This is a genomic window from Intestinimonas sp. HCP28S3_D6 (assembly GCF_052065695.1).
In the GTDB taxonomy this organism is placed as follows: Bacteria; Bacillota; Clostridia; order Oscillospirales; family Oscillospiraceae; genus Intestinimonas.
Window position 1 is genome coordinate 22,325 of the sequence record NZ_JBQHTM010000006.1, and the last position, 25,580, is coordinate 47,904.

Annotated in this window: 27 protein-coding genes; all 27 read left to right on the forward strand. The window is 59.7% G+C overall.

Annotation, left to right across the window (positions count from 1 at the left end; all coding sequences use genetic code 11):
• The first annotated feature begins 11 nt into the window (after positions 1-11).
• The 27 genes from cmk to ACTNBK_RS03535 all read left to right on the forward strand — a co-directional run bounded on the left by cmk (position 12) and on the right by ACTNBK_RS03535 (position 25,568).
• Positions 12-692 (forward strand): (d)CMP kinase, encoded by a 681-nt coding sequence (gene cmk, locus ACTNBK_RS03405; protein WP_441143619.1) that lies wholly within the window; start codon positions 12-14, stop codon positions 690-692.
• Positions 689-1,288, forward strand: coding sequence for a lysophospholipid acyltransferase family protein (locus ACTNBK_RS03410; RefSeq protein WP_441143621.1), 600 nt, complete (start codon positions 689-691; stop codon positions 1,286-1,288). The genes cmk and ACTNBK_RS03410 overlap by 4 nt, the downstream gene beginning before the upstream one ends.
• Positions 1,285-3,219, forward strand: a complete 1,935-nt coding sequence (locus ACTNBK_RS03415; protein ID WP_441143623.1) for a bifunctional 4-hydroxy-3-methylbut-2-enyl diphosphate reductase/30S ribosomal protein S1 — start codon at positions 1,285-1,287, stop codon at positions 3,217-3,219. Before ACTNBK_RS03410 ends, ACTNBK_RS03415 begins: the two co-directional genes overlap by 4 nt.
• A 207-nt stretch (positions 3,220-3,426) precedes the next feature.
• Positions 3,427-3,903: a CarD family transcriptional regulator gene (locus ACTNBK_RS03420; RefSeq protein ID WP_294510979.1), complete on the forward strand. Its 477-nt coding sequence runs from the start codon at positions 3,427-3,429 to the stop codon at positions 3,901-3,903.
• Between the two features lie 87 nt (positions 3,904-3,990).
• Positions 3,991-4,719, forward strand: a complete 729-nt coding sequence (gene ispD, locus ACTNBK_RS03425; protein ID WP_441143625.1) for a 2-C-methyl-D-erythritol 4-phosphate cytidylyltransferase — start codon at positions 3,991-3,993, stop codon at positions 4,717-4,719.
• The gene (gene ispF, locus ACTNBK_RS03430; RefSeq protein WP_441143627.1) at positions 4,719-5,201 is read left to right on the forward strand and encodes a 2-C-methyl-D-erythritol 2,4-cyclodiphosphate synthase; all 483 of its coding nucleotides are present in this window, start codon (positions 4,719-4,721) and stop codon (positions 5,199-5,201) included. The genes ispD and ispF overlap by 1 nt, the downstream gene beginning before the upstream one ends.
• 105 nt (positions 5,202-5,306) lie before the next feature.
• On the forward strand, positions 5,307-5,561 hold the full coding sequence (locus ACTNBK_RS03435; RefSeq protein ID WP_441143629.1) for a DUF3343 domain-containing protein: 255 nt from the start codon (positions 5,307-5,309) through the stop codon (positions 5,559-5,561).
• Positions 5,558-6,682 (forward strand): aminotransferase class V-fold PLP-dependent enzyme, encoded by a 1,125-nt coding sequence (locus ACTNBK_RS03440; RefSeq protein ID WP_441143631.1) that lies wholly within the window; start codon positions 5,558-5,560, stop codon positions 6,680-6,682. The genes ACTNBK_RS03435 and ACTNBK_RS03440 overlap by 4 nt, the downstream gene beginning before the upstream one ends.
• A gap of 202 nt (positions 6,683-6,884) precedes the next feature.
• Positions 6,885-7,769 (forward strand): diadenylate cyclase CdaA, encoded by an 885-nt coding sequence (gene cdaA, locus ACTNBK_RS03445; RefSeq protein ID WP_441143633.1) that lies wholly within the window; start codon positions 6,885-6,887, stop codon positions 7,767-7,769.
• Positions 7,744-9,030 (forward strand): CdaR family protein, encoded by a 1,287-nt coding sequence (locus ACTNBK_RS03450; RefSeq protein WP_441143635.1) that lies wholly within the window; start codon positions 7,744-7,746, stop codon positions 9,028-9,030. Before cdaA ends, ACTNBK_RS03450 begins: the two co-directional genes overlap by 26 nt.
• A gap of 14 nt (positions 9,031-9,044) precedes the next feature.
• A complete protein-coding gene (locus tag ACTNBK_RS03455; protein WP_294510961.1) occupies positions 9,045-9,464 on the forward strand; it encodes a SoxR reducing system RseC family protein in 420 nt (139 codons plus the stop codon).
• Entirely contained in the window at positions 9,464-10,339 is an 876-nt protein-coding gene (locus tag ACTNBK_RS03460) for a DUF5685 family protein (RefSeq protein WP_441143637.1), read from the forward strand. Before ACTNBK_RS03455 ends, ACTNBK_RS03460 begins: the two co-directional genes overlap by 1 nt.
• A complete protein-coding gene (locus ACTNBK_RS03465) occupies positions 10,336-10,938 on the forward strand; it encodes a J domain-containing protein (protein ID WP_441143639.1) in 603 nt (200 codons plus the stop codon). The genes ACTNBK_RS03460 and ACTNBK_RS03465 overlap by 4 nt, the downstream gene beginning before the upstream one ends.
• Positions 10,938-11,474, forward strand: coding sequence for a hypothetical protein (locus ACTNBK_RS03470; protein WP_441143641.1), 537 nt, complete (start codon positions 10,938-10,940; stop codon positions 11,472-11,474). The genes ACTNBK_RS03465 and ACTNBK_RS03470 overlap by 1 nt, the downstream gene beginning before the upstream one ends.
• Positions 11,475-11,512: 38 nt before the next feature.
• Positions 11,513-12,391, forward strand: a complete 879-nt coding sequence (locus tag ACTNBK_RS03475) for a YicC/YloC family endoribonuclease (protein ID WP_441143643.1) — start codon at positions 11,513-11,515, stop codon at positions 12,389-12,391.
• 14 nt (positions 12,392-12,405) lie between these two features.
• Entirely contained in the window at positions 12,406-12,681 is a 276-nt protein-coding gene (gene remA, locus ACTNBK_RS03480) for an extracellular matrix/biofilm regulator RemA (protein WP_441143645.1), read from the forward strand.
• Positions 12,681-13,292, forward strand: a complete 612-nt coding sequence (gene gmk, locus ACTNBK_RS03485; protein ID WP_441143647.1) for a guanylate kinase — start codon at positions 12,681-12,683, stop codon at positions 13,290-13,292. Before remA ends, gmk begins: the two co-directional genes overlap by 1 nt.
• Positions 13,293-13,367: 75 nt before the next feature.
• Positions 13,368-13,577 (forward strand): DNA-directed RNA polymerase subunit omega, encoded by a 210-nt coding sequence (gene rpoZ / locus ACTNBK_RS03490; protein WP_204738544.1) that lies wholly within the window; start codon positions 13,368-13,370, stop codon positions 13,575-13,577.
• A 104-nt stretch (positions 13,578-13,681) separates the two neighbouring features.
• Positions 13,682-16,162 carry a replication restart helicase PriA gene (gene priA, locus ACTNBK_RS03495; RefSeq protein WP_441143650.1) on the forward strand — a complete coding sequence of 827 codons (2,481 nt, stop codon included), beginning with the start codon at positions 13,682-13,684 and terminating at the stop codon, positions 16,160-16,162.
• 12 nt (positions 16,163-16,174) lie between these two features.
• Positions 16,175-16,666 (forward strand): peptide deformylase, encoded by a 492-nt coding sequence (gene def / locus ACTNBK_RS03500; protein ID WP_441143652.1) that lies wholly within the window; start codon positions 16,175-16,177, stop codon positions 16,664-16,666.
• A 2-nt stretch (positions 16,667-16,668) separates the two neighbouring features.
• Positions 16,669-17,598 carry a methionyl-tRNA formyltransferase gene (fmt, locus tag ACTNBK_RS03505; RefSeq protein ID WP_441143654.1) on the forward strand — a complete coding sequence of 310 codons (930 nt, stop codon included), beginning with the start codon at positions 16,669-16,671 and terminating at the stop codon, positions 17,596-17,598.
• 25 nt (positions 17,599-17,623) lie between these two features.
• Positions 17,624-18,988 carry a 16S rRNA (cytosine(967)-C(5))-methyltransferase RsmB gene (rsmB, locus tag ACTNBK_RS03510; RefSeq protein ID WP_441143656.1) on the forward strand — a complete coding sequence of 455 codons (1,365 nt, stop codon included), beginning with the start codon at positions 17,624-17,626 and terminating at the stop codon, positions 18,986-18,988.
• 31 nt (positions 18,989-19,019) lie between these two features.
• A complete protein-coding gene (rlmN, locus tag ACTNBK_RS03515) occupies positions 19,020-20,066 on the forward strand; it encodes a 23S rRNA (adenine(2503)-C(2))-methyltransferase RlmN (RefSeq protein ID WP_441143658.1) in 1,047 nt (348 codons plus the stop codon).
• Positions 20,067-20,093: 27 nt separating this feature from the next.
• Positions 20,094-20,822: a Stp1/IreP family PP2C-type Ser/Thr phosphatase gene (locus ACTNBK_RS03520; RefSeq protein WP_441143660.1), complete on the forward strand. Its 729-nt coding sequence runs from the start codon at positions 20,094-20,096 to the stop codon at positions 20,820-20,822.
• 19 nt (positions 20,823-20,841) lie between these two features.
• Positions 20,842-22,923, forward strand: a complete 2,082-nt coding sequence (gene pknB / locus ACTNBK_RS03525; RefSeq protein WP_441143662.1) for a Stk1 family PASTA domain-containing Ser/Thr kinase — start codon at positions 20,842-20,844, stop codon at positions 22,921-22,923.
• A gap of 14 nt (positions 22,924-22,937) precedes the next feature.
• On the forward strand, positions 22,938-23,828 hold the full coding sequence (gene rsgA / locus ACTNBK_RS03530) for a ribosome small subunit-dependent GTPase A (protein ID WP_441143664.1): 891 nt from the start codon (positions 22,938-22,940) through the stop codon (positions 23,826-23,828).
• Between the two features lie 213 nt (positions 23,829-24,041).
• Entirely contained in the window at positions 24,042-25,568 is a 1,527-nt protein-coding gene (locus ACTNBK_RS03535; RefSeq protein ID WP_441143666.1) for a DUF3794 and LysM peptidoglycan-binding domain-containing protein, read from the forward strand.
• Positions 25,569-25,580: the final 12 nt, after the last annotated feature.

The window sequence follows — 25,580 nt, forward strand, 5'->3', positions numbered from 1 at the left end:
GAGGCAGAGACATGGGACATAAAAGCGTAGCCATCGACGGCCCCTCCGGGGCAGGAAAGAGCACTTTGGCACGGAAGGCTGCCAAGGCCCTTGGCTTTCTTTATGTAGACACCGGCGCGATCTATCGGACTCTGGCGCTGTTGGCTTTGGAGCGTGGAGTGGACCCGGCAGACCCGGCAGCGGTGCAGGCACTGCTGCCCCAGGCCGACATCCGTCTGGCCTACGACAGCAGTGACGGCCTTCAGCACATGTACCTGTGCGGTCGGGATGTCACCGAGGACATACGCCGCCCTGAGGTTTCCAGGGCAGCGTCGTCGGTATCCGCCATTCAGGCGGTGCGGGACTTCCTCATGGACACTCAGCGGGAGCTGGCCCGTCAGCACGACGTGGTCATGGACGGCCGAGACATTGGCACGGTGGTGCTGCCCCAGGCCGATGCCAAGATCTTTCTCACCGCCTCTCCCGAAGCACGGGCCCGACGCCGATGTGATGAGCTGGCCCAGCGGGGGACACCTCAGGACCTAGAGACCGTGCTGGCGGAGATCGTGGAGCGGGACCGGCGTGACACCACCCGGGCAGCGGCCCCCCTCCGCCAGGCGGAGGATGCCGTATTGGTGGACACCACCGAGCTTGATCTGGCGGAGAGCCTTCAGGCGCTGCTGGACGCCGTCAGAGGGGAGCTTAATGCATGAGAACCTTTTACAATGTGATTTATATGATCGCCTTTCCTTTTTTCAATCTGGTTCATCCGGGCCGCGCCATTGGCCGGGAGAATATCCCGGAGGGGGGCGTGCTGGTGTGCGGAAACCACACTGCTATGTCTGACCCCCTGTTTCTGGCCTTTGCCTTCCAGCATAAAAACCAGCTCCGCCCCATGGCGAAGGCGGAGTTGCTGCGTGTCCCTTTTATTGGGTGGATCCTCCGCCATGTTGGAGTTTTTGGCGTGGAGCGGGGCAAGTCCGATGTAGGCGCTATCAAACAGGCCATGAAGTATTTAAAGGAAGGGGAGAAGGTGCTCCTCTATCCGGAAGGGCACCGGATCCACGAGAGCAGAGGAGAGCAGGGCGAGGCTAAAAACGGCGCTGCCATGCTGGCAGTCCGGTGCGGTGTGCCCATCCTTCCGGTGTATGTACCGGAACGGAAACCCTGGTTCCGACGGACCACTGTGGTTATCGGTGAGCCTTATATGCCCCAGGTGTCCAGCCGGAAGGGGACGGCGGAGGAGTACGACGCCATCACCACCGACCTCATGGGGCGCATCCGTAAGCTGGGGGAACAGGTCGTATGAGGATCGAACTGGCCAAGTCCGCCGGCTTCTGCTATGGCGTGAAGCGTGCGGTTGAAATGGCGGAGCAGACCGCTCAGGCTGGCAATGCTGTACTGCTGGGTCCGGTGATCCACAACGACCATGTGGTGTCCAAACTGGAGCGTGAGGGCGCTTTCCTGGTCCGCACAGTGGAGGAGGTCCCTCCGGGAGCGCCGGTGATCCTTCGTTCTCATGGGGAGGCCAAGTGGGTCCATGACGCGTTGGAGCAGAAGGGGTGCCGGATCATAGATACTGCCTGCCCCAATGTTCAGCGTATCCATCGTCTGGTGGCAGAGGCAGAGGCGGCGGGACGGCAGCCGGTCATCATCGGTACTCCCGACCACCCCGAGATCGTGGCAATTGCCGGCTGGTGCCGCCATCCGGTGGTGTTGCCTGATGGGGAGGCCCTATCTGCTTGGCTCGCTGAGTGTCCGGAACGGCGGAAAATGCCGCTTACACTGGTCTCTCAGACCACATCGACCCGTAAAATTTGGGATCACGCCATAGAAACAGCAAAAAAAGAGTGTACAAACGCTGAAATTTTTGATACAATATGTAATGCTACGTATATACGGCAGACGGAAGCCCAGGAATTGGCAGCCTGTTGCGATGCGATGATCGTCATCGGAGATCGCAAAAGCTCCAATACAAAGCGGCTTTCAGAGCTGTGTCGCGCCCTTTGTCCCCGGGTGGTCGCCATTGAGGGGGCAGAGGAATTGGAACCGGCCTCTTTCGCAGGGGCGGCTTCGATCGGCATCACCGCGGGAGCATCAACGCCCGGGTGGATTATAAAGGAGGTCTATGACAAAATGAGCGACGAAATCATGGAGATCGAGGAATCCTTCGCTGATCTGCTGGAGAAATCGATCAAAACTTTAAATACAGGAGAGAAGGTCACCGGTGTCGTCACTGAGATCACGCCCACTGAGATCTACGTGGATCTGGGCACCAAGCATGCTGGCTACATTCCTGTATCCGAGCTGACCGACGATCCCACCGTGAAGGTGGAGGACATCGTCAAGGTGGGCGACGAGATCGAGACCTACGTCATGCGCGTCAACGATGCTGAGGGCGTGGTTACCCTGTCCAAGAAGCGCCTGGACACCGTGAAGAGCTGGGATGACGTGGAGGCTGCCCGCGAGGCCGGCACCGTGGTGGAAGGTGTCATCACCGAGGAGAACAAGGGCGGCGTTGTGGCTTCTGTCAAGGGTGTGCGCGTGTTCATCCCCGCCTCTCAGACCGGCCTGCCCCGTGACGCTGCCATGACCGCTCTGCTGAAGCAGAAGGTCCGCATGAAGATCACCGAGGTCAACCGTGCCCGCCGCCGTGTGGTGGGTTCCATCCGTGCCGTGGAGCAGGCTGAGCGCGCCGAGAAGGCCGCCAAGGTCTGGGCTGAGATCGAGAACGGCAAGCACTACAACGGTGTTGTGAAGTCCCTGACCTCTTATGGCGCCTTTGTGGACATCGGCGGCGTGGACGGCATGGTCCACATCTCCGAGCTCTCCTGGAGCCGCATCAAGCACCCCTCCGAGGTTGTCAGTGTGGGTGACCCCGTGGACGTGTATGTCATCTCCTTTGATCCCGAGAAGAAGAAGATCTCTCTGGGCATGAAGGACCGGAGCCAGGATCCCTGGACCGTGTTTACCGACAAGTACAGCGTGGGCGACGTGGCCAACGTGAAGGTTGTCAAGCTGATGACCTTCGGTGCCTTTGCTGAGATCGTTCCCGGCGTGGACGGCCTCATCCACATATCCCAGATTGCTGATCACCGCATCGACAAGCCCGGTGATGTGCTGGCCGAGGGCGATATGGTGGACGTGAAGATCACCGACATCGACATGGAGAACAAGAAGGTCTCCCTGTCCATCCGTGCCCTGCTGGAGGATTCTGCTTCCGTGGAGGACGAGGAGTAATCCTCGTTGGCTCGTTAGATAAAAAAGGACCTGTCTCTATAGGAGACAGGTCCTTTTTTACCGCTTTTCACATCATTGACGGAGATTTGACGCCTGTTTTGCGGAAGACATAGCGCTTTTTACTTGCGAAATAGTGATAAATGGTTTATAATAAACTTGATTTTTGGGTTTGTCAAGTTATTTTTTCATGTCAAGGAGGTGGTTATCATGTTTCAGATAGGAGATAAGATCGTCCATCCGATGCATGGTGCCGGCGTGATCGACAGCATCGTCAGCAAAAAGGTCAACGGCGTGGTGCGGGACTACTATATTCTAAAGCTGCCAGTGGGGGGCATGCTAGTCATGATACCCACCGAGCACACGGAGGAGATCGGGGTGCGGCCCGTAGTGGATCGGGACGCGGCCGACCGGATCATTGCGGCTATGCCAAACATCAAGGTAGACATGACCCAGAATTGGAATCGCCGCTATCGGGAGAACATGCTCCGGATCAAGAGTGGGGACCTGATGGAGGTTGCCCGGGTGGTGAAGGGCCTGATGCTCCGGGACGAGGACCGGGGGCTCTCCACGGGGGAACGGAAGATGCTCCACTCAGCCAAGCAGATCCTCATATCCGAGCTGGTTCTTTCCCAGGATGCCAGTTATGAGGATGTGGAGAAGCGTATCAACACCGCTCTGAGCTGACCGCCCGACAGATCAAAAAGGAGCCGAAAGGCTCCTTTTTGTGGCGGAAGGAGACTCATCGCCCCACTGGAAAGGAGTGTTCCCATCATGCCTATCTTTGGCTCATTGCGGAAGCGACGTCCGGCTGCGCCGTTCTGCACCGCTGTGGTACCTGCCGCCGGCTCCTCCACCCGCATGGAGGGTCAGGATAAAATGCTTTTGGAGCTGGGAGACCGTCCGGTACTGGTTCGGACCCTCCAGGCTTTGGAGGCCTGTGTCTTGATCCATGAGATTGTGGTAGTGACCCGTGAGGACCTAGTGGTACCGGTAAGCCGCCTGTGCCGGGATTTTGGCCTGGAGAAGGTCACCAAGGTGGTGACCGGAGGCGCTACCCGTACCCTGTCGGTACTAGCCGGTATCCGGTCGGCCAGCCCGGAGGCTGAACTCATCGCCGTCCACGATGGTGCCCGGCCCTTTGTCACCCAGGAGCTGCTGGAAGAGGTCATTCGGAAGGCGGCGGAGTGTGGTGCGGCGGCGCCAGCAGTGCCGGTGACCGATACAGTCAAGCGTGCAAAAGACGGTGTGGTGGAGGAGACCCTTGACCGAGAGACCCTCTTCGCCATTCAAACACCCCAAGTCTTCGAGTCATCTCTTCTGAAGGCAGCCCTCCAGAAGGCGGAGGAGGATGGTGTCACCCTCACTGACGACTGTGCCGCTGTGGAACGCCTGGGCATGCGGATCTTCCTCACCAAAGGAGACCGGGCCAATTTGAAGCTAACCACCCCCACGGACCTAGACCTGGGGTTGGGCATTTTGATGGGAAGGGGCGAAGCGTAGTGGCAGAGCTGCGGATTGGGCACGGCTATGATGTCCACCGACTGACAGCAGGACGTAGGCTCATCCTTGGCGGGGTGGATATTCCGTGGGAGGAGGGACTGTTAGGGCACTCCGATGCTGATGTTCTCACCCACGCGGTGATGGATGCTTTGCTGGGTGCGGCGGGGTTGGGAGACATCGGAAAGCTTTTCCCTGACAATGACCCGGCCTTTGCCGGGATCTCCAGCCTGGTGTTGCTGGACCGGGTGTGCGACTGCCTTCGGAAGGAGGGCTGGCAGGTGGGTAACGTGGACGCCACCATCGTGGCCCAGCGACCCAAGCTGGCCGGACATATCCCCCAGATGAGGCAGAACCTGGCCCTCCATATGGGGGTGCCTCAGGAGCAGGTGAATGTGAAGGCTACCACCGAGGAAGGACTGGGCTTCACCGGCACCGGACAGGGCATGGCAGCCCATGCCGTGACCCTGTTAGAGCGGATATAAAGAGACAAGGGACCGGAGCCTTATGACAGAGGGCTCCGGTCCTTTTGTCTGGTGTCCTCTGAGGGCTGGCAGACATAGAATGCCCCAGAGAGGAGCGTAATGCCTATGGTCTATTATCTCATCGTCTGTCGCTCGCTGACCTATGCCCAGCGGACGGCGGCCGTGCTGGAGCGGGGCGGAATCACTGGAGTGGTCCTTCGGGCGCCCAAATCCATTGTAGGGGAGGGCTGCGGGTACGCGGTGAAGGTGTCGGAGCGCCGGCTGGCCCAGGCCCTGGTGCTGCTCAACCGGGCGGAGCTGCGGCCCAAGGGGATCTATATCGCGGAGTCGGACGGCAGCTACCGCCAGGTGGGGCCATGATCTATCTGGACTCCGCTGCCACCACCCTTCAAAAGCCGCCGGCGGTGGCCAGAGCGGCGGCCAGTGCCATGAGCCGTATGGCCAGTCCTGGTCGGGGCGGCTATCCCGCCGCTATGGCGGCGGCTGATACCATTTTCACCTGCCGGGAGACCGCCGCCCGGCTTTTTCACGTACCGGAGCCAGACCAAGTAGTGCTCACCATGAACGCCACTCACGGCCTCAATCTGGCCATCAAGACTTTGGTTGCTCCAGGAGATACGGTACTCATTTCTGGGTATGAGCACAACGCTGTCACACGCCCACTGGCCGCCATCGCCAATATGACGGTGAAGGTGGCCGATGCTCCGCTGTTTCAGCCGGAGGCCATGGTTGAGCGGTTCCAGGCACTACTGACTCCAGAGGTATCCTGCGTCATCTGCACCCATGTCTCCAATGTCTTCGGATACGTGCTGCCGGTGGAAGCGATCGCCGCTCTGTGCCGTGAGCAGAGGATTCCGTTCATCCTGGACGCCTCCCAGTCTGCCGGTACGCTGCCCGTTTCCCTCGAGGAGTTGGGAGCCGCCTTTATCGCCATGCCGGGTCACAAGGGCCTCTATGGGCCCCAGGGTACTGGACTTCTGCTGTGTGCACAACCGGGACGGCCTTTGATAGAAGGGGGAACCGGGTCCCTCTCCATGCTCCAGGAGATGCCTGATTTCCTGCCCGACCGGCTGGAACCGGGCACCCACAACGTCCCAGGTGCCGCTGGGCTGCTGGAAGGATTGCGGTTCGTAGCACGCAAAGGTCCAGCACACATCCTGACGCACGAGCGTCGCCTGGCCGCCCAATGTGCCCATGCACTGACGCATTTGGAAGGAGTCACTGTCTACGCCGCGCCCCGGCTGGCTCATCAGGCGGGCGTGGTTTCCTTCCGGGTGGAGGGCATGGACTGCGAGGAGGTGGGAGCCCGGCTTGCCAAGCAGGGAATCGCCGTCCGGTCCGGCCTCCACTGTGCCCCTCTGGCCCACCGCACTGCGGGCACCCTGGAGACGGGGACAGTACGGGCCAGTTTTTCCGCTTTCAATACACCCGGAGAGGTCTCCGCCCTTGTCCGGGCAGTGAGCCGACTCCGGGCACGCTGAACATGTCCCGCCGTGCGAGGACCGCGGTTTCTCCGCCGCGCGCCCTCGCACGCTTTTTTTCGTCCATTTTTGAGAGAAGTTCAGGGAAATTTAATAGGTGGAGTCCTTGCCATTTGCCGGTGGATACAGTATAATATTTGAAATGGGCGGGAGGTTATTGTGCCCGACCCTGGGCCATTTTTATATATGGGAGATAATGGAAATGACGGACATCTTTCAGAGGGTGTATCATTACATCCTGACCTTTAACATTTCCATATTCGATATCGTGGATGTGACCATCATTTCGGTGATTATTTACCGGGTGCTCATGATGGTCCGACGGAGTCGGGCAGCACAGGTAGCCAAGGCTATTCTGTTGCTGTTGGCTGCTCTTGTGGTGTCCTCGGTGCTTCAGCTGCGTGTCATCAATTTCTTCCTCTCCCATATGGTGGCGATGGGAATGCTGGCGCTCATTGTCGTGTTCCAGCCGGAGATCCGCCGATTTTTGGAGCAGCTGGGCAGTACTACCCTGGGCGACATGTTCAGCAGGGAGGAGGCCCCCCCGGAGGTGGAGGAGGCGATCTCGCAGACCGTCCAGGCCTATGCTTCTCTCTCTCGGGATAAAGTAGGTGCTCTGATGGTCTTTGAGCGCAAAGTGCCTCTAGATGACATTATTAAGACAGGTACTGCCTTGGACTCAACTGTAGCAGCAGAGCTTCTCAAAAACCTCTTTTGGAACAAGGCGCCCCTCCATGACGGCGCTGTCATCGTCCGGAACGGGCATATTGTGGGCGCGGGCTGTGTGCTTCCTTTGTCCGGAAATACCAATTTGTCCCGGGACCTTGGTATGCGCCATCGGGCTGGTATCGGCATGAGTGAGAATTCCGATGCCGTGGTGGCCATTGTCTCGGAGGAAACCGGCTCCATCTCCGTGGCCGTCAATGGAATGCTCAAGCGGCATCTGGCTCCGGAGACCCTGGAACGGCTGCTGCGTAACGAGTTGCTGCCCAAGGAGGACACCTCCGGTTCTTCCAATAAGTTCTCCGCCCTATTCAAGTCGAAAAAAGGTGACAAAAACGATGGGGAAGAAGTTCACGGAAAGTAAAATCTTCAATATCATCCTGTCCATCCTCATCGCTCTGGGACTGTGGGCCTATGTGACAGCCAGTGTGACCGACGTGGGTGAATCCACCGTGCGCAGTATTCCAGTGACGGTGGTGGGGGAGGAGGCCCTGAACGCCAAGGGCTTGATGATCGACCCCAATACCAAACTCACTGTCAGCGCTCGGGTCAGCGGAAATCGAAGCCTGCTGGTAAGCATGGCCTCTAATCCAAGCGAATATTTCAGTGCCACCATCAATGTGGCCGAGATCACCGAACCCGGGACCTATGATCTCAGCTGTACCATCACCCCGGAATTTACTTCACTCACATCTACTGGGGTGCGGGTGATGGATCAGGAGGGTAAGACCATCCAGGTCACGGTTACCCGACTCATGTCCAAGACGGTAGAGGTCAGGGGTGTCTTTAAGGGCACGGTGGATGAGGACAATAACTACCGGGCCAACCCAGTGGAGGTCACGCCGGGTACCATCAAGGTCCAGGGGCCCGAGTCCTTGGTTAATCAGGTGGAGTACGCCCAGGTCACCATTACGGGCGACAATCTCACTAAGACCTATACTGGTGAGTTGGGATTCCAGCTCATGACCGCTGACGGTGAGGTGGTAGACGACGATGATCTTACCACCAACGTGAATACGGTGAGCGTGGTCATGCCGGTGGTCAAAACTATGGAAGTCCCGCTGAGCGTGGAGTACGTCTATGGCGGCGGTATCACCGAGGATAACTTTGAACGTTACGTGACGGTGGATATCCAGCCCTCCACCATCCAGGTTTCTGGCGACGAAGTCGACGTATCTTACCTGGAGGGCAAGACCATCACCATTGGCAAAATCGACCTATCCCAGGTGGTTCAGGATCAGCAGGAATTTGTATTCCCCATTGAACTCACGCCGGAATTGAGTAATGACAGTGGCATTACCCAGGCCACAGTTACCGTTACCATCCGCGGCTTGGAAACCAAAACGGTGGAAACTTCCAATATTGATATCATCAACACGCCGGAAGGATTTACTGCTGATGCAGTGACCCAGTCCCTCCAGGTGAAGGTCAGAGGTCCTGCCGATGCGCTGGATACCGTGGAGGGCTATCAAATCCGGGTGGTGGTGGATCTGGAGGGTCAGAACCTGCGGCAAGCTCAGTTCCCCTTCACGCCTAAGATTTACTTGGATGGTGACAGCCGCTGCGGTGTGGTCAGTCCCGGCAGCAACGGGTACATCGTCGTGGTCAATATCCAGTCACAATAGGAGAGTCTTTCGTTATGACACAAACTGCGCAGATCAAACAGACCTTTCCAAACGGCACCGCCGAGGTAGCGGTGATCCGGCAGGGCGCATGCGCCCATAACTGCTCTGAGTGTGGCGGCTGCATGACGGCGGCCCAACCCACAGTCACCGCTCTGGCTGAAAACACCGTGGATGCCAAGGTGGGTGAGCTGGTGGTGGTGGAGACGGAGAATTCCCAGCTCATGGGTATCATTGCCTTTGTCTATCTGGTACCCATGGTGTTGTTGGTAGCCGGCTATCTGGTGGCTCAGGCCTTTGGTCTCACTCAGGGCTGGTGCATCCTGGCTGGCGCTGCCGCCTTCGCCGTCAGCGTGCTGCTCATCATCGCCTTGGATCGCAGGGTAAAGCGTCGCAAGTCCCTTCAGTTCCGCATCGTGGCTCGCAAAGAGGGCTGATGTTCGGCTATGTAGTCCCTCTCAAGGGGGAACTAAAAGTCCGGGAACTGGACGCATACCAGGGGATTTATTGCGGCCTGTGTCACACTCTGGGTCGGCGGTACGGCTTTTTTCCAAGGCTGCTTCTCAATTACGACTTCGCTTTTCTGGCCATGGTTTTAGCCCAGCCGGGCGAGACGGTAGGACTGGAGCGGCGGCGGTGTGTGGCCTGTCCCCTTTGGGGAAAACAGGTCTGCCCATCCCGACCTGGACTGGATACGGCGGCTGATGAAAGTATCATCCTCACTTATTGGAAGCTGCGTGACAGTGTAGCTGACCGGGGATTTTTCCGGGGACTGCCTGCTCGATTGCTGAGCCTATTGCTTCGTCCGGCCTATCGGAAGGCCGCTCTGAGGCGGCCGGACTTTGACCGGCAGACAGTGGCCTGCCTGGAGGAACTCCACATGCTGGAGAAGGACAAGTCCTCTTCCCTGGACCGGACAGCAGACACCTTCGCCCGTATTTTGGCAGCGGCGGCTCCAGCTACCGGTGAGGAGGTCCGGGACCGGGCTCTGGGCCAGATGCTCTACCACGTGGGCCGCTGGATCTATCTAGTGGATGCCTGGGATGACCTGGATGAAGACCGGAAATCGGGAAGCTACAATCCGTTGCTCCTGCGTTTCCCGGATGGGCCAGAGGCACACCGGGAGGAGGTCCTCCTGACGCTGCGGCACTCGCTGAACCTAGCGGTGTCTGCCTGCAACCTTATAGATACCGGTCCATGGAACGGCATCATCATGAATATTCTGTGCCTGGGACTTCCCATGGTGGAGGAGGCCGTCTTCACCGGACAGTGGCGACGGCGCAAGAAAGAAAACAGGGAGAACAAGCTATGAACGATCCTTACAGCGTGCTGGGCGTCAGCCCGGATGCCAGCGACGAGGAGATCAAGCGGGCCTACCGGGAGTTGGCCCGAAAGTATCATCCGGACAACTATCAGAATAACCCGCTGGCCGATTTGGCCGAGGAGAAGATGAAGGCTATCAATGAGGCCTACGACGCCATCACGAAGCAGCGTTCCGGTCGGGGCGGCGGCGGATATCAGAGCGCTTACCAGCAGCAGAGTGGTTACCAGCGGCAAAGCCAGTCCGGTGGTTCCTCGGTGTACGCCCGCGCCCGGCAGGCCATCAATCTGGGCAACCTGGCCCAGGCGGAACAGCTGCTCCAGTCGGTGCCTGGACAGGATGCCGAGTGGCACTTCCTCATGGGCTCCATCGCCTACCGGAAGGGTTGGTTGGACGAGGCCATGCAGCAGTATCAAATGGCGTGCAATATGGACCCAGGCAATCTGGAGTACCGTCAGGCCTACAACATGATGCGGCAGGGCGGACAGTCCTACCGTCCCTACGGTTACACCACCGGAGGAATGGATTCCTGTGATTGCTGTACCACCCTTCTGTGTCTCAACTGCCTGTGCGGCGGGTGCGGAAACTGATGCGAGGACGGACACCGTATGCCGGAAAGCTGGCCCTGGCGGCCATGCTGACGGCCCTCTCCCTGGTGGTGCTGTGGGCGGCTGCCGTGGCGCCCTGGGGCCGGATCGGGCTGGTGGCTGTAGCCGGACTGATGCCGGCCGCCGCCGTTATCTCCGCCAGTCCGGCGGCAGGAGGGCTGTGCTGGGCGGGCACCTCGGTTCTGGCCCTGATCCTGCTGCCTAGTAAGGGCTGCGGGCTGCTTTACCTGATCTTTTTCGGCCTCTATCCACTGGTGAAATGGGTGGCTGAGCGCTTGCGGCGGTTGCCCTTGGAGCTGGTGGTGAAGCTGGCCTTTTTCAACGTCGCCCTCACCATACTGTGGTTTGGGTTCCGAGGCGTCTTCCTGTGGGGCATGCCACAGGCGGAGAAGCTGGGCTGGCTGCTCTATCCGGCTGGGAACGTGGTATTCCTGGTTTATGACTACGGGTTCAGTAAGCTCATCGCTTTTTACGTCGCCCGGGTGGACTGGCCTATGCGCCGGGGCCGCGGTGGCTGATTGGAACAATAGAAGAGAGAAGAAAGGGGAGACCACCCTTGGTCCGCAGTATGACTGGCTATGGTAGGGGGGAGGCCGTGCTCCACGGCCGCTCCATCGTGGTGGAGGTCCGGTCGGTGAACAACCGGTACCTGGACTGCAACATCAAGATGCCCAGAGCCTATATCTTTGCCGAGGACGCCATGAAAAGCCGCGTCCAGAACGCCATTTCCCGGGGAAAAGTAGACGTCTTTGTCACCATGGACAGTGCAGGAGCCGATGCGGTCACCGTAAAGGTGAACCATCCGGTGGCAGCCGGCTATGTGGCGGCGCTGAAGGAGCTCAAAGACACCTATCAACTCTTGGGTCTGCCCGACCTTGCCCTGATGGCCCGGTTCCCCGATGTGCTCCAGACGGAGAAGGCGCCGGAGAATGTGGAGGAGGCCGCTGCTGATATCTGTGCGGTGCTGGACCAGGCTCTGGCTGACTTTGCTGTCATGCGGGAGCGGGAAGGGGAGCGGCTCTCCGCCGACATCCTCTCCCGGGCCGATACCATCGAGGCCCTCACCGGACAGGTGGAGGAGCAGAGCCCCAAAACGGTAGCGGAGTATCGGGCCCGTCTGGAGGCCAAAATGCGTGAAGTCCTCCAGAATCAGCAGCTGGACGAGAGCCGCATTCTCACTGAGGCGGCCATCTTTGCCGACAAGGTGGCAGTGGATGAGGAGACTGTCCGCCTGCGTAGCCATCTCTCCCAGCTCCGGACTATGCTGAGCCAGGGTGGCCCCATTGGCCGTAAGCTGGACTTCCTCATCCAGGAGTTCAACCGGGAAGCCAATACCATTGGCTCCAAGTGCAATGACCTGGAGATCGCCCGCCATGTCATCGATATCAAGGCGGAGATCGAAAAGATCCGGGAGCAGGTCCAGAACATCGAGTGAGAGGAAGCGGCAGCATGAAGCTCATCAATATCGGCTTTGGCAATATGGTCTCAGCAAGCCGGCTCATCGCGGTGGTGAGTCCGGAGTCCGCCCCCATCAAGCGCATGGTCCAGGAGGCCAGGGAGCGGGGCGTACTCATCGACGCCACCTTTGGCCGGCGGACCAGAGCGGTTCTGGTCATGGACAGCGACCACATCGTACTCTCGGCTATCCAGCCGGAGAAGGTGTCCGGGCGTTTTGCCGGCGGTGAGCCGGCGGCGGAGGACGAGGAAGAGGAGGCAGAGGACTGATGGCACTCAAGAAAAAGACACACGGCGAGCTGATTGTCCTGTCCGGCCCATCCGGCGTGGGTAAGAGTACGGTGATCGCTGAGCTGCTCGGCCAGCGGCAGGACATCTATTTTTCCGTTTCATTCACCACTCGGAAGCCCAGGGTGGGTGAGGCCAACGGTGTCAATTATAACTTTGTGGATCGTGCGGAGTTTGAGGGCATGATTTCCCGTGGAGAGCTTCTTGAGTACGCAGAGTACGTGGGAAACTATTACGGCACCTCTCTGAAGGTCATCCAGGAAAAGCTGGCCGCCGGGATCGACGTACTGCTGGACATTGAGGTCCAGGGGGCAGCCAAGGTCCGGGCCAAATGTCCCGAGGCGGTGCTCATCTTTATTATCCCGCCCTCTTTTGAGGAGCTCTCCCGCCGTCTGCGGGGACGCAATACCGACAGCGAGGAGGTCATCGCCGGTCGGCTCACCAAGGCCCAGGAGGAATATACTCAGATCCCCAATTATGACTACCTGGTGGTCAATGATAAGGTTTCTGACGCCGCGGCGGAGATCATTTCCATCCTGACGGCAGAGGACTGCCGGACCAGAAATCGCATGCACCTGGTGGAGGGGATCTGAGGATCTTCCGCCCAGTGTCCATACCGGACGCGGTTCCGGATATTCTATGCAGTAAACAAAGGAGTTGGATCTGTTATGATGCTCTATCCCGCTATGAAGGACCTGCTTGCGCAGGTGCCCAGCCGTTATCAACTTGTGAATGTGGTGGCCCACCGGGCCCGTCAGATTGCCGCCGATGCTGAAGAGGGCGGCTATCCGCTCAACGATAAGCCCGTGAGCATCGCGATTCGTGAGATCGCGGAGGGCAAGGTGGACCTGAGTCTGCCCCCTCAGCCCCAGGCTTGACTTGTGTCCGGGGGTACGGACACATCCCCTGGCGTGATGGAAGTGCCGGACGGGCGAACAGCCCCCGGCGCTTGCCTTTTCTGTGACGAAAGGAGAGAGGAGCGGTGGATGGGGCGGTCATCGCAAAAATAGCCCTGGCGGCGGCCGCCTACGCCATCGACAGGCCCTACGACTATCTGGTTCCCACAGAGCTGGAGGGCCGGGTAGTACCCGGTGTCCGGGTGCTGGTGTCCTTCGGTCGGGGAAATAAGCGTACTGAGGGTATCGTACTGGCCCTGTCCGGCGAGCAGCTGGAGGGAAAACGTCTCAAAGAGGTTTTTGCCGTTCTGGATGACGCCCCCGTGCTGGACGGACAGAGCCTGAAGCTGTGTCTGTGGATGCGGGAGCGATATTTCTGCACTGTGTATGACGCCGCCCGGGCCATGCTGCCAGCGGGACTGTGGTTCTCCATCCGGGACAGCTATCAGATCGCCTCTGGCGTGGACCGAGATGCCTCTTATGCCGCGGCTGGGCGTTCCCGTCGGGCTGCGCAGATCCTGGATCTCATCTGGGCCTGCGGCGGTTCCGCTGAGCTGGGGCAGATCCATGCCGCTCTGGGTACTGCAGATCCCGCCCCCGCCTTGAAGCTGCTCACCGAGCAGGGCGTGCTCACCCTGGAGACCAGCGCCCAGCGGGGGGTGGGGGACAAACGGGAAAAAGTGGCCTCCCTGGCCGTGCCGGCGGAGGAGGCCATGGCCCAGGTGACCCCCAGGCGCCGGAGTGCCCCCCTGCGGTACGCCGTGGTGGAGCTCCTAAGCACCGTGGGCAGCGCCAGCGTCAAGGAAATCTGCTATTTCACCGGCGCCTCCGGCCCCACCATCAAGTCTCTGGTCAAAAGTGGACTGGTCATACTGGAGGAGCGGGAAGTTTTTCGGGGAGGACACAAGGAGGCAGATAGCCCCACAGCACCTCCACCGGTGCTCAGTTCGCAGCAGGAGGCCGCCTTTCAGATTCTGGACGGCCTGTGCCGGTCCCCGGAGCCCGCTGTGGCCCTTCTCTATGGCGTAACGGGCAGCGGAAAAACCCAGGTCTATCTCCGCCTCATCCGGGCGGCGCTAGACCGTGGGAAGACCGCCATGGTCCTGGTTCCCGAGATCGCCCTCACCCCGCAGCTCCTGAGGATCTTCACCGCCCACTTTGGAAGCGACGTGGCCGTGCTCCACAGCTCTCTCCGGGCCGGGGAGCGCTACGATGAGTGGAAGCGCCTGCGCTCCGGCCTGGCTCGGGTGGCCCTGGGCACCCGCTCCGCCGTCTTTGCCCCTCTGGAGAACCTGGGCCTCATCATTCTGGATGAGGAGCAGGAGGGGAGCTACAAGTCGGAAAATACCCCCCGGTATCACACCCGTGAGATAGCCAAATACCGCTGCGCCAAAACGGGAGGGCTGTTGGTACTGGGGTCGGCCACCCCGTCGGTGGAGACCATGTATCTGGCCAGGACCGGGGTCTACCATCTGGTGACCCTGACCAAACGCTACAATGAGCGGGCCCTGCCCGCCGTCTATATTGCAGACATGAAGGAGGAGCTCCGCGCCGGCAATGGGACCAGCATCGGTTCCCTCCTGCGCCGGGAGCTGGAGGCCAACCTGGAGCGTGGGGAGCAGTCCATCCTGTTCCTCAACCGCCGTGGGGCCAGCCGCATGGTCTCCTGCGGAGAGTGCGGCGAGGTACCGGTGTGCCCCAGGTGTTCGGTCCACCTTACCTACCACTCGGCCAATCACCGGCTCATGTGCCACTACTGCGGCCACTCCGAGCCCCTGCCGGAGGCCTGCCCGGTATGCGGCGGCACCCTGAACTTCATCGGCGCTGGGACTCAGAAGGTCCAGAGCGAGCTGGAGGAGCTCTTCCCAGGGGTGGAGATCCTCCGGATGGACGCCGACACCGTATCGGCTGCCGATGGACACCAGAAGCTGCTGGACCGCTTCCAGAGAAAAAAGGTGCCCATTCTGGTGGGCACCCAGATGGTGGCCAAGGGCCTGGACTTCGAGAATGTGACCCTGGTAGGAGTGGTGGCCGCCGATTTGGCCCTGTACGTGGACAGCTTTCGGGCCTCAGAGCGGACCTTTTCCCTCCTCACCCAGGTGGTGGGCCGGGCTGGCCGGGGAGAAAAGACCGGCCGGGCGGTGATCCAGACCTATACGCCGGACAACGACGTGATCCGCTGCGCCGCCGTCCAGGACTACGACCGTTTCTATGCCCAGGAGATCGACCTGCGGCGGCTCATGGATTACCCGCCCTTTCGGGACGTCTTTGTCCTCACCGCCTCGGGTACCGACGAGTCCGCCGTACTCCGAAAATGCCAAAAGCTCCGCCGCAGCCTAGAGAGCTGGGCAGAGGCCTGGAGTGACTATGATACGCGACCGCGCTTGATGGGGCCCGCTCCGGCGGCAGTGGCCAAGGTGAACAACCGCTACCGCTATCGACTTACCCTGCTCTGCCAAAACACCAGGGAGGTCCGGCAACTCATCGCCGGCTTGCTCCAAGTCGCCGCCGATGACCGTGAAATCCGGGGCGTTTCGGTGGTTGCCGATGTGAACCCATACGATTAGGAGGATACAACTATGGCACTGAGAAAGATCCTGACCGATAAGGACCCCGCACTCCACAAGGTCTGCCGCCCGGTCACCAACTTTGACCAGCGGCTTTGGGACCTACTGGATGACCTCAAAGAGACCCTGGCCGATGCCGGCGGTGCCGGTCTGGCCGCCCCCCAGGTGGGCATCCTGCGCCGGTGCGTCATCGTGGTGGACGCCCAGGAGCAGCTGCTGGAGCTGGTGAACCCGGAGATTATCTGGCGCTCCGAGGAGATCCAGGCCGGCTGGGAGGGTTGCCTCAGCGTCCCCGGCAAGTGGGGCACCGTGGAGCGGCCCATGAAGGTCCGGGTCAAAGCCCAGGACCGGAACGGCAACTGGTTTGAGACGGAGGGGGAGGCCATCGTGGCCCGCTGCTTCTGCCATGAGCTGGACCACCTGGAGGGCCATATTTTCACGGAGCTCACCGACCGGCTCTACACCCAGAAGGAGCTGGATGAGATGTACGAGGAGGAGGACTGACCGTGCGCATCCTCTTCATGGGCACCCCTGATTTCGCCGTGGCCTCTCTGGCTGCCCTCCTGGAGGCCGGTCACGAAGTGTGCGGTGTCTTCACCCAGCCCGACAAGCCTAAAAACCGGGGAATGAAGCTCCAGTCAAGCCCTGTAAAGGAATATGCCATTGCACATGATGTCCCAGTATTCCAGCCTCTGAAGATGAAGGACGGGGAGGCCATGGGCTATATCCGGGATCTGGCACCGGAGTTCATCGTGGTGGCGGCCTACGGTCGCATCCTGCCCGCCGACATTCTGGACTATCCCGCCTATGGATGTATCAATGTCCACTCCTCGTTGCTGCCCAAGTACCGTGGAGCGGCGCCTATTAACTGGGCCATCCTCAACGGGGACAAGACCACGGGCGTCACCATTATGCACATGGCGCCAGAGTTAGATGCCGGCGACATGATCCTCCAGGGCGAGACCGCCATTGGCCCCGATGAGACGGCGCCCGAGCTCTTTGCCCGCCTGGCGGAGCTGGGCGGAAAGCTGCTGGTGGAGGCAGTGGACCTGCTGGCCAGGGGGAAGGCCCCCCGGACACCGCAGAACGCTGAGTCCTCCACCTACGCTCCCATGCTCAGCCGGGAGCTTTCCCCCATGGACTGGTCCAAAAGAGCGCAGGCCCTCCATAACCAGGTTCGCGGGTTGTTGCCCTGGCCCTGTGCCACAGCCGAATTCGGCGGCATCAGATGTAAAGTATTTTTAACTGACATTATTGACGGTACAAGGGATCTGGCTCCCGGCACAGTCGCGGAGGCGGGGAAGACAGGTATCGTCATGGCCTGCGGCGGCGGAACCCTGCTGCGGATCAAAGAGCTACAGCCTGATGGGAAAAAGCGGATGGCGGCGGCGGACTTTCTCCGCGGCCATCCCCTCACAGCGGGCGAAAAACTGTAAAGAGTAGGAGAGAGGGAGTGATCCTATGGCCGGCAATGCCCGGGAGGTGGCGCTGCTGACCCTGTCCGCCTGTGATCGGCAGGGTGCCTGGTCGGATCTGTCGCTGAAAAAGAATATCCGGACCGCCGGCCTGGACAGCCGGGACGCCGCACTGGCCACCCGGCTGTGCTTTGGTGTGCTCCAGAACCGGCTGCTGCTGGACTTTTATATCGGGAAATTCTCTACGGTGAAGCCGGAGCGGATGGAAAACAAGGTCCTCAACGCCTTGCGGCTGGGAGCCTATCAGATGGCCTTCCTCACCCGGGTGCCGGTGAGCGCCGCCGTCAACGAGTCGGTGGACCTGGTGAAGCGGCACAGCAAGAATTCCAGAAGCCCGGGCCTGGTGAACGGCATCCTCCGCTCCATGGCCCGGAACATCGACCGCCTGCCCACTATCCCGGAGGAGGACCCGGTCTCCTACCTCTCCGTGCGGTACAGCCACCCTGAGTGGTTGGTAAAGACCTTTTTGGAGGCGCTGGGCCCGGTGGAAGCAGAGCGCCTTCTGGCCCTGGACAACGGTGAGCCGCCCACGGTGGCCCAGGTCAACCGTCTTCGGGGAAATACAGAGGAGGTGCTGGTCTCTCTGCGGGAGGAGGGCGCCCAAGCGGAGCTCCACCCCTGGCTGCCCGACTGCCTGACCCTCACCGGCGGCGGCGATCTGGAGAATCTTACGGCATTCCGGGAGGGGCGCATTTACATCCAAGATGCCGGTGCCCGGCTGGCGGTGCTAGCGGCGGAGCCAAAGCCCGGAATGGCAGTGCTGGATGCCTGTGCCGCCCCCGGTGGCAAGTCCTTTGCCGTCGCCATTGCGATGGAGGATCAGGGGAAACTGGTCTCCTGTGATATCCATGCCCATAAGAAAACGCTGATCGATGCCGGTGCCAAGCGGCTGGGGATCACTTGCCTCACCTCTACTGTTCAGGACGGAAAGGCTCACCGTGCCGAGTGGGAGGAGACTTTCGACCTGGTGATAGCCGATGTGCCCTGCTCCGGCCTGGGTATTATTCGGAAGAAGCCGGATATCCGCTATAAGGACCCGGCGCCTTTGTCTGGGCTTCCTGTCGTGCAGGCGGCCATTTTAGAAAATGTCTCCACCTACGTAAAGCCTGGGGGCGTCTTGCTGTACTGCACATGTACTTTACAGACAGTTGAGAACGAGGACATTGTGATTACCTTCCTGGAGCGCCATCCCGAGTACACCTTGGAGGGCTTTGCCCTCCCGGGGCCGGTGGGAGAGGTGCCGGAGGGCATGGTCACCCTGTGGCCCCAGCGGCACGGCACTGATGGTTTTTTCTTTGCAAAGCTCAGGAGGAGGGTAGAGGACACCTGCCCGCCTCAAAATACGGACTGATGCCGCCGAAAAGGCGGTGGGGGAGCATGACATGATTGACATCAAATCTATGACCCAGGAGGAGCTGGGCGTATGGCTCAAGGAGCAGGGGGAACCCGGTTTTAGGGCCAAGCAGATCTTTACTTGGCTCCACCGGGGGGCGACCTCCTTTGACGAGATGACCAACCTATCCAAGTCTTTGCGAGAGCGGCTAAGGGATCAGTGTGTCATCACTCGCCCGGAGGTGGCCCGCAAACAGGTTTCCGCCCAGGACGGTACCATCAAATACCTCTGGCGGCTCCTGGATGGAAATTGTATTGAGACGGTTTTGATGCGCTACCACCATGGGAATACTGTATGTATCTCCTCCCAGGTGGGGTGCCGGATGGGTTGTGCTTTTTGTGCCTCCACGTTGGGTGGCAAGGTAAGAGACTTAACGCCTTCCGAGATGATCGATCAGGTTTTGTTCACCCAACTTGACGCGGGCGTACCCATATCCAATATTGTCCTTATGGGTATCGGTGAGCCGCTGGATAATTTTGATACCGTGCTGCGCTTCCTGGAGTTGGTGAATCACCCGGATGGGCTCAACATTGGTATGCGTCATATCTCCCTGTCCACCTGTGGCCTCACGGAGAAAATTGACAAACTGGCGGAGCATCGTTTACAATTAACTCTATCGGTTTCCCTCCACGCACCAGATGACGAAACCCGGAGTAAGATCATGCCGGTGAATCGGGGGATTGGAGTGGGGAAGCTCTTCGACACCTGCCGCCGGTATTTTGAGACTACGGGCCGGCGTATCTCTTATGAGTACGCCATGATCGACGGGGTCAACGACAGCGATGCACAGGCAGACCTCCTGGCACATCATTTGAAGGGGACGCCAGGACATGTGAATCTCATCCCCCTCAACGAGGTTAAGGAGAGCCCGCTGAAGCCCAGCCGCCGTGTGGCGGAGTTCCAGCGCCGCCTGGAACGCCAGGGTATCACCGTAACAGTGCGCAGAAAGCTAGGAGGCGATATTGACGCCTCCTGCGGTCAGCTCCGGCGAAAGGCCATGGGCGAGGCAGCTGAGTCGCCAACGCATAAGGGCTAGCTGGATTGGCGAAAGGACTGATTCGATATGAACATATGGGGCATTACCGATGTGGGCATAGTCCGACAGCAAAACCAGGATGACTACCACATTGAGCTCCTGGCAGAAGACATGGCGCTGGGTATCGTCTGCGACGGTATGGGTGGTGCCAAGGCGGGCAATGTGGCCAGTCAGCTGGCGGTGGAGACCTTTTTGGCGACGGCCAAGGCTCAGCCGCCGGAGCAATGGCGGAACGAGCCGGAGGCTCTCCTCCACTTTGCAGCTGAGCAGGCCAACGGCGCCGTCCATTTTCGCGCCAATATTGACGCTGACTGTCGTGGCATGGGTACCACCATGGTGGCCGCGCTGGTCATCGGGAATCAGGCATACATTCTGAACATCGGCGACAGCCGGTGCTACCTGGTGCGGCCGGAGGGTATTTCACGGGTGACACGGGATCATTCCGTGGTGGAAGATCTGGTGGCCCGGGGGCAGATTACGCCGGAACAGGCCAGACAGCACCCGCAGAAAAATCTAATCACTCGGGCTCTGGGAGCAGAATCCAAGCTCCGAGCCGATCTCTTCCGGCAGCCGATGGAGCCGGGTGATGCTTTGCTCCTATGCTCTGACGGATTGAGCAACATGGTCTCCGATCAGGAACTACTCTATGAGGTCCTCCACGGCGGCCCTGCGGAGGACTGCTGCCGGAGGCTGCTGGACATCGCACTGTCCAGAGGTGCACCGGACAACGTAACTGCGGTCCTGCTTCAGATGTGACAAGGAGGATACCCCCATTATGGATCAATACATAGGGAAATTGCTGGACAACCGATATGAGATCCTGGAGCGGATCGGTACCGGCGGTATGGCGGTGGTGTTCAAGGGACGTGACCACCGGCTCAACCGACTGGTGGCGATCAAGATCCTCAAGGATGATCTGGCGAAGGATGCTGAGTTCCGTCGCCGGTTTCATGATGAGTCCCAGGCCGTAGCCATGCTCTCTCACCCCAATATCATGGCGGTGTACGATGTAAGCCGCTCTGAGCAGGTGGAATACATCGTTATGGAGCTCATTGACGGCATTACCCTCAAGCAGTATATGCAGCGGAAGGGAGGCCCCCTGAGTTGGAAGGAATCCCTTCATTTTATCACCCAGATTATGAAGGCCTTGTCCCATGCCCACGGGCGGGGTATCATTCACCGGGACATAAAGCCACAGAATATTATGGTTCTCCGGGATGGGAGCATCAAGGTCACCGATTTCGGCATCGCCCGGCTAGCCTCTGCCGCCCAGAGCACCCTGACGCAGGAGGCCCTGGGGTCTGTCCACTATATCTCTCCCGAGCAGGCTAGAGGGAGCCGTATCGACGGTCGCAGCGACATCTATTCCGCCGGCGTGGTGCTCTATGAAATGCTCACCGGTCGGTTGCCCTTTGAAGGGGACACCCCGGTATCGGTAGCCATCCAGCACATCAACTCAATTCCTCTGGCGCCCCGGGAACTCAATCCTGACATTCCGGAGGCCCTGGAGGCCATCACTATGAAGGCTATGGCGCCTAAGGTGGAGAACCGTTACCGCAATGCCGACGACATGCTCTATGATCTGGAAGAGTTCCGGAAGGACCCCAGCATCGATTTGGAGTATGACCCGGCCAAGCTCTTTGCCACGCCGGACGTGACTGATGAGCCTACCCAGGTTATTGGAACAGGGAGTCGACGCAGGAGCGGTGAGACCGGCTCCATGCGTCGGCGGAATCGGGAGGAGGCAGAGCGCGGGGAACGTGCATCTTCTTCTGAGCACCCCAGAAAACGGCAGAAAGCCAACATGTCGGTCCCCCTGGCCGTAGCCTCTATCCTGGTCTTCATTATTGGGATCGGCGTATTACTGTGGGTGGTTTTCTTTAGCAACAGCTTCCAGTCTGACGACCGCCACACTGTCCCTAATCTCTATGGTATGACGGTGGAGGAGGCCATGGCCGACCCAAAGGTCCAGGGGATCTTCGAGATTGTGGAGGGCGGATCGGTGTCCAGCAGCCTAGAACCAGGTAAGATTGTTTCTCAGGAGCCTGATGCGAAGCAGCAGGTTTCTGGTGAGGACCTTATCATCACGGTGTTGACCAGCGCCGGTGAAGAGCCCATTTATATGCCCAACCTGGTGAACAAGGATTATCTGGAGGCCCAGCAGGCCCTTTTGGATCTAGGGATTTCCAAGGCCAACATCACAATGACATATGAGACTTCTGACGAGATCACCGAGAACTATGTTATCCGTACAGTACCTCTGGCCGACAGCGCCATTCAGCCTGATACCATGGTGGAGATTATCGTCAGCCAGGGTCCCAAGGTGGTCCAGCGTACCATGCTCACGGTTGAGGGGATGACCCTTGATAAGGCCAAGGATCTCCTAGAAGGGGAGAATGGCTTGGGGCTGGTAGTAAAAGCTGTCTATATCGATAGCGACAAGCCTAAGGATACGGTGCTCATTCAAAGCATTCCCACCGGTGCCCAGGTGGGTGAGGGAGAAACCGTTACGCTTCAGGTGAGCAATGGCTCCGGTACCACTGAAGAACAGCCCAATGTAGAGAGTCCGGCTCCGGAAGAGCCGACTCCCAGTGAATCGCCTACACCCAGCGTGGATCCGGACGTGAAGACAAAGCAGTACTCCGTCACACTTCCGGATGGTGATCCAGACGAGATCGTCACTGTGCGGATCAATGGCTCCGGCTACGACCAGACCAAGCAGGTTCCCTTGATGGTCCAAACCGTTGTTTTTAATATCACCGGAAAAGGGAAGCAGAAATATGATATCTATATCAATGGAGAAAAGGATCACAGTATCGAGATCGACTTTGATACCGGGGAAGTGAAGGCGGGATGAGCCAGGAGACCGGTATGATTCGCAAAGCCCTCAGCGCCTTCTACTATGTGGATGACGGCAGCGGAGAGCTGATCTCTTGCCGGGCAAGAGGCAAATTCCGCCATCAGAAAATTACCCCCCTGGTAGGGGATCGGGTGAGATTCACCCGCCTCCCTGAGGGCACCGGGGCCCTGGATGAGATCCTGCCCCGGAAAAATGAGTTTCAGCGGCCCGCTGTGGCTAATATTGACCAACTGGTCATCATCGCCTCCGGGGCTATCCCGGTCACCGACCCCTTCCTCATCGACCGGGTGACCGCCATCGCCGACAGCAAGAATTTCTGCGACTGCCTGGTCTGTATTAACAAGTGTGATTTGGCACCTGCAGATGAGCTCTATGAGATCTATACCGCTGCCGGCTTTCCCACTGTACGGGTCAGCGCCGCCACAGGGGAAGGCATTGATAGGCTTAGAGCTTCAATATCTGGAAAGGTATCTGCCTTTACAGGGAATTCTGGCGTGGGCAAATCCAGCATCCTCAATGCCCTCTCTCCCGGCTTCCATCTCCAGGTGGGAGAGGTCAGTGAAAAGCTAGGTCGCGGTCGCCATACTACCCGGCATGTGGAGCTCTACCGCCTGGGGGCGGACGCCGTGGTGGCCGATACCCCCGGCTTTTCCTCCTTTGACACGGAACGTATGGAGCTGCTTCGGAAGGAGGAACTTGAGCAGGCCTTTCGGGAGTTCCGCCCCTATCTGGGTGAATGTCAGTTCGTGGGTTGCTCACATGTAAAGGAAAAGGGCTGTGCAGTGCTCGCCGCCCTAAAGGAAGGGAAAATCATGCCCAGCCGACATGCCAGCTACGTCAGATTGTGGGAGCAGGTCAAGGACCTGCGGGAATGGGAGCTGGAAAAGCACGGAAAAGGCTGAGACACACATCACGCCTCCTTCTGCGTATACTGGTAACAGCGGTGCCGGTCTACGTGGAAGGAGGCGTTTTTCTATGAAGATCGTCGTGGTGCGATCCCCCAAGTACCTCAGGGGTGTGTTGAAGGCTCTTTTCGGCTTGCGCTGAAAAAATGGCATAGCCCGGAAACCTTGTACATATGCTCCCTGTAGAAACGCTACAAGGAGAGGAACGCTATGGAGCTGGAACTGAATACCACCCAACTCAACTGCTACGATACCGTATTGGATACCACGCTCTTCCAGGAGGAGACCCTGGAGAGCATCGTTCCAGACGCCTGTCCGGACATCCTGCGCATCGTGGACACGGAGGCGGCGGTGTGTCTGGGGACCAAGGAGGCCCAGGAGGGTAAAGCGGAGGTGACTGGGACGGCCCGATGCGCCGTTCTCTATGAAGCGGAGAGCGGTGAGGGGGTGCGGCGGATCACCGTCAGCATCCCCTTCACCTGTACCGCCGAGGCACTGGGGCTCACCCGACAGTGCCGATTGTCGGTAGAGCCCCGGGTGATGTGGGCGGACGCCCGGAGCCTTAACCCAAGGAAGGTCCTGGTGCGTGTGAGCCTGGCCATGGCAGTTCAGGCCTATGCCTCCCAAACCGCCAGTTTCTGCGATGGTGTGGACGGACAGGAGCAAAACGGCGTCCAGACCCTGGAGGAACCTCAGACCGCCTGTTTTATCGTGGGCGTAGAGGAGAAATCCTTTACATTTTCGGACGACCTGAGCCTGTCCGCCACCCGGCCACCGGCGGCGGAGATCCTGAAAAGCCGGGTAGATCTAGTGTGCGGAGAGTCCAAGCTCATCGGCAATAAGCTCATCTTTAAGGGCGAGGCCGGACTGCGGCTGGTGTACCGGGAGCCCGGCGGCGGGCTGTGTGGCGCCGACTTCACCCTGCCCTTCTCCCAGATCATGGAGGTGAGCGGTGTGGGGGAGGAGGCCGACTGTACCTTGTCGGTGGTCCTAACCGGGATCGACTGCACCCTGGACGGTGATGAGGGCCGGATGATGTCGGTGGCCCTGGGCATGCTGGCTCAGGCAGTGGTCCGGGAGGAGCGTCAGGTGACCCTTTTGGCCGACATCTACAGCACCGCCTACGACCTGACGGTCCAGAGCCGGAACTATACACTGGCCCGGCTGCTGGAGCATGGGGAGCGGCGGATTACCGCCCGGGAGCTGCTGGAAACGGCGTCCCCGGTGCGGGAGGTCTGTGACGTCCATATCCATGTGGGACAGGTGGAGGCGGAACGTGACGGGGAGCAGGGGCGGCTGAAGGCGGAGCTTTCGGCCACAGTGGTCTATCTCTCCGAAGAGGGGATACTGGAGGCGGTCACCCGTACCATCTCCGCAGCGTGTCCGGTGGAACTTCCCGCCGGTGCGATTTGTAACTGCCGCTGCGTCTGTTCCGGTGAAGGAGCGGCGGCCCCAGCGGGAGGCGGCGTAGAGCTGCGCTGTCCACTGGAGTTTCGATATCTATCTCTGATGCCGCGGCAGGCTACCGGTGTGGCCCAGGTCCGACTGGAGGAGGACGCGCCCCGGGACCCTGCCGCCCGTCCCTCCATCGTGCTGCGTGCCGTGGAGGAGGGGGAGCGGCTCTGGGACATCGCCAAGGCCTACGGCACCACCATGGAGGACATCGTCCAGGCCAACAGCCTGGGAGAGGACGCCCTCACGGCGGGGCGGGTCCTGCTCATCCCCAAGAAGCGGTAAAAGGAGGCGTCT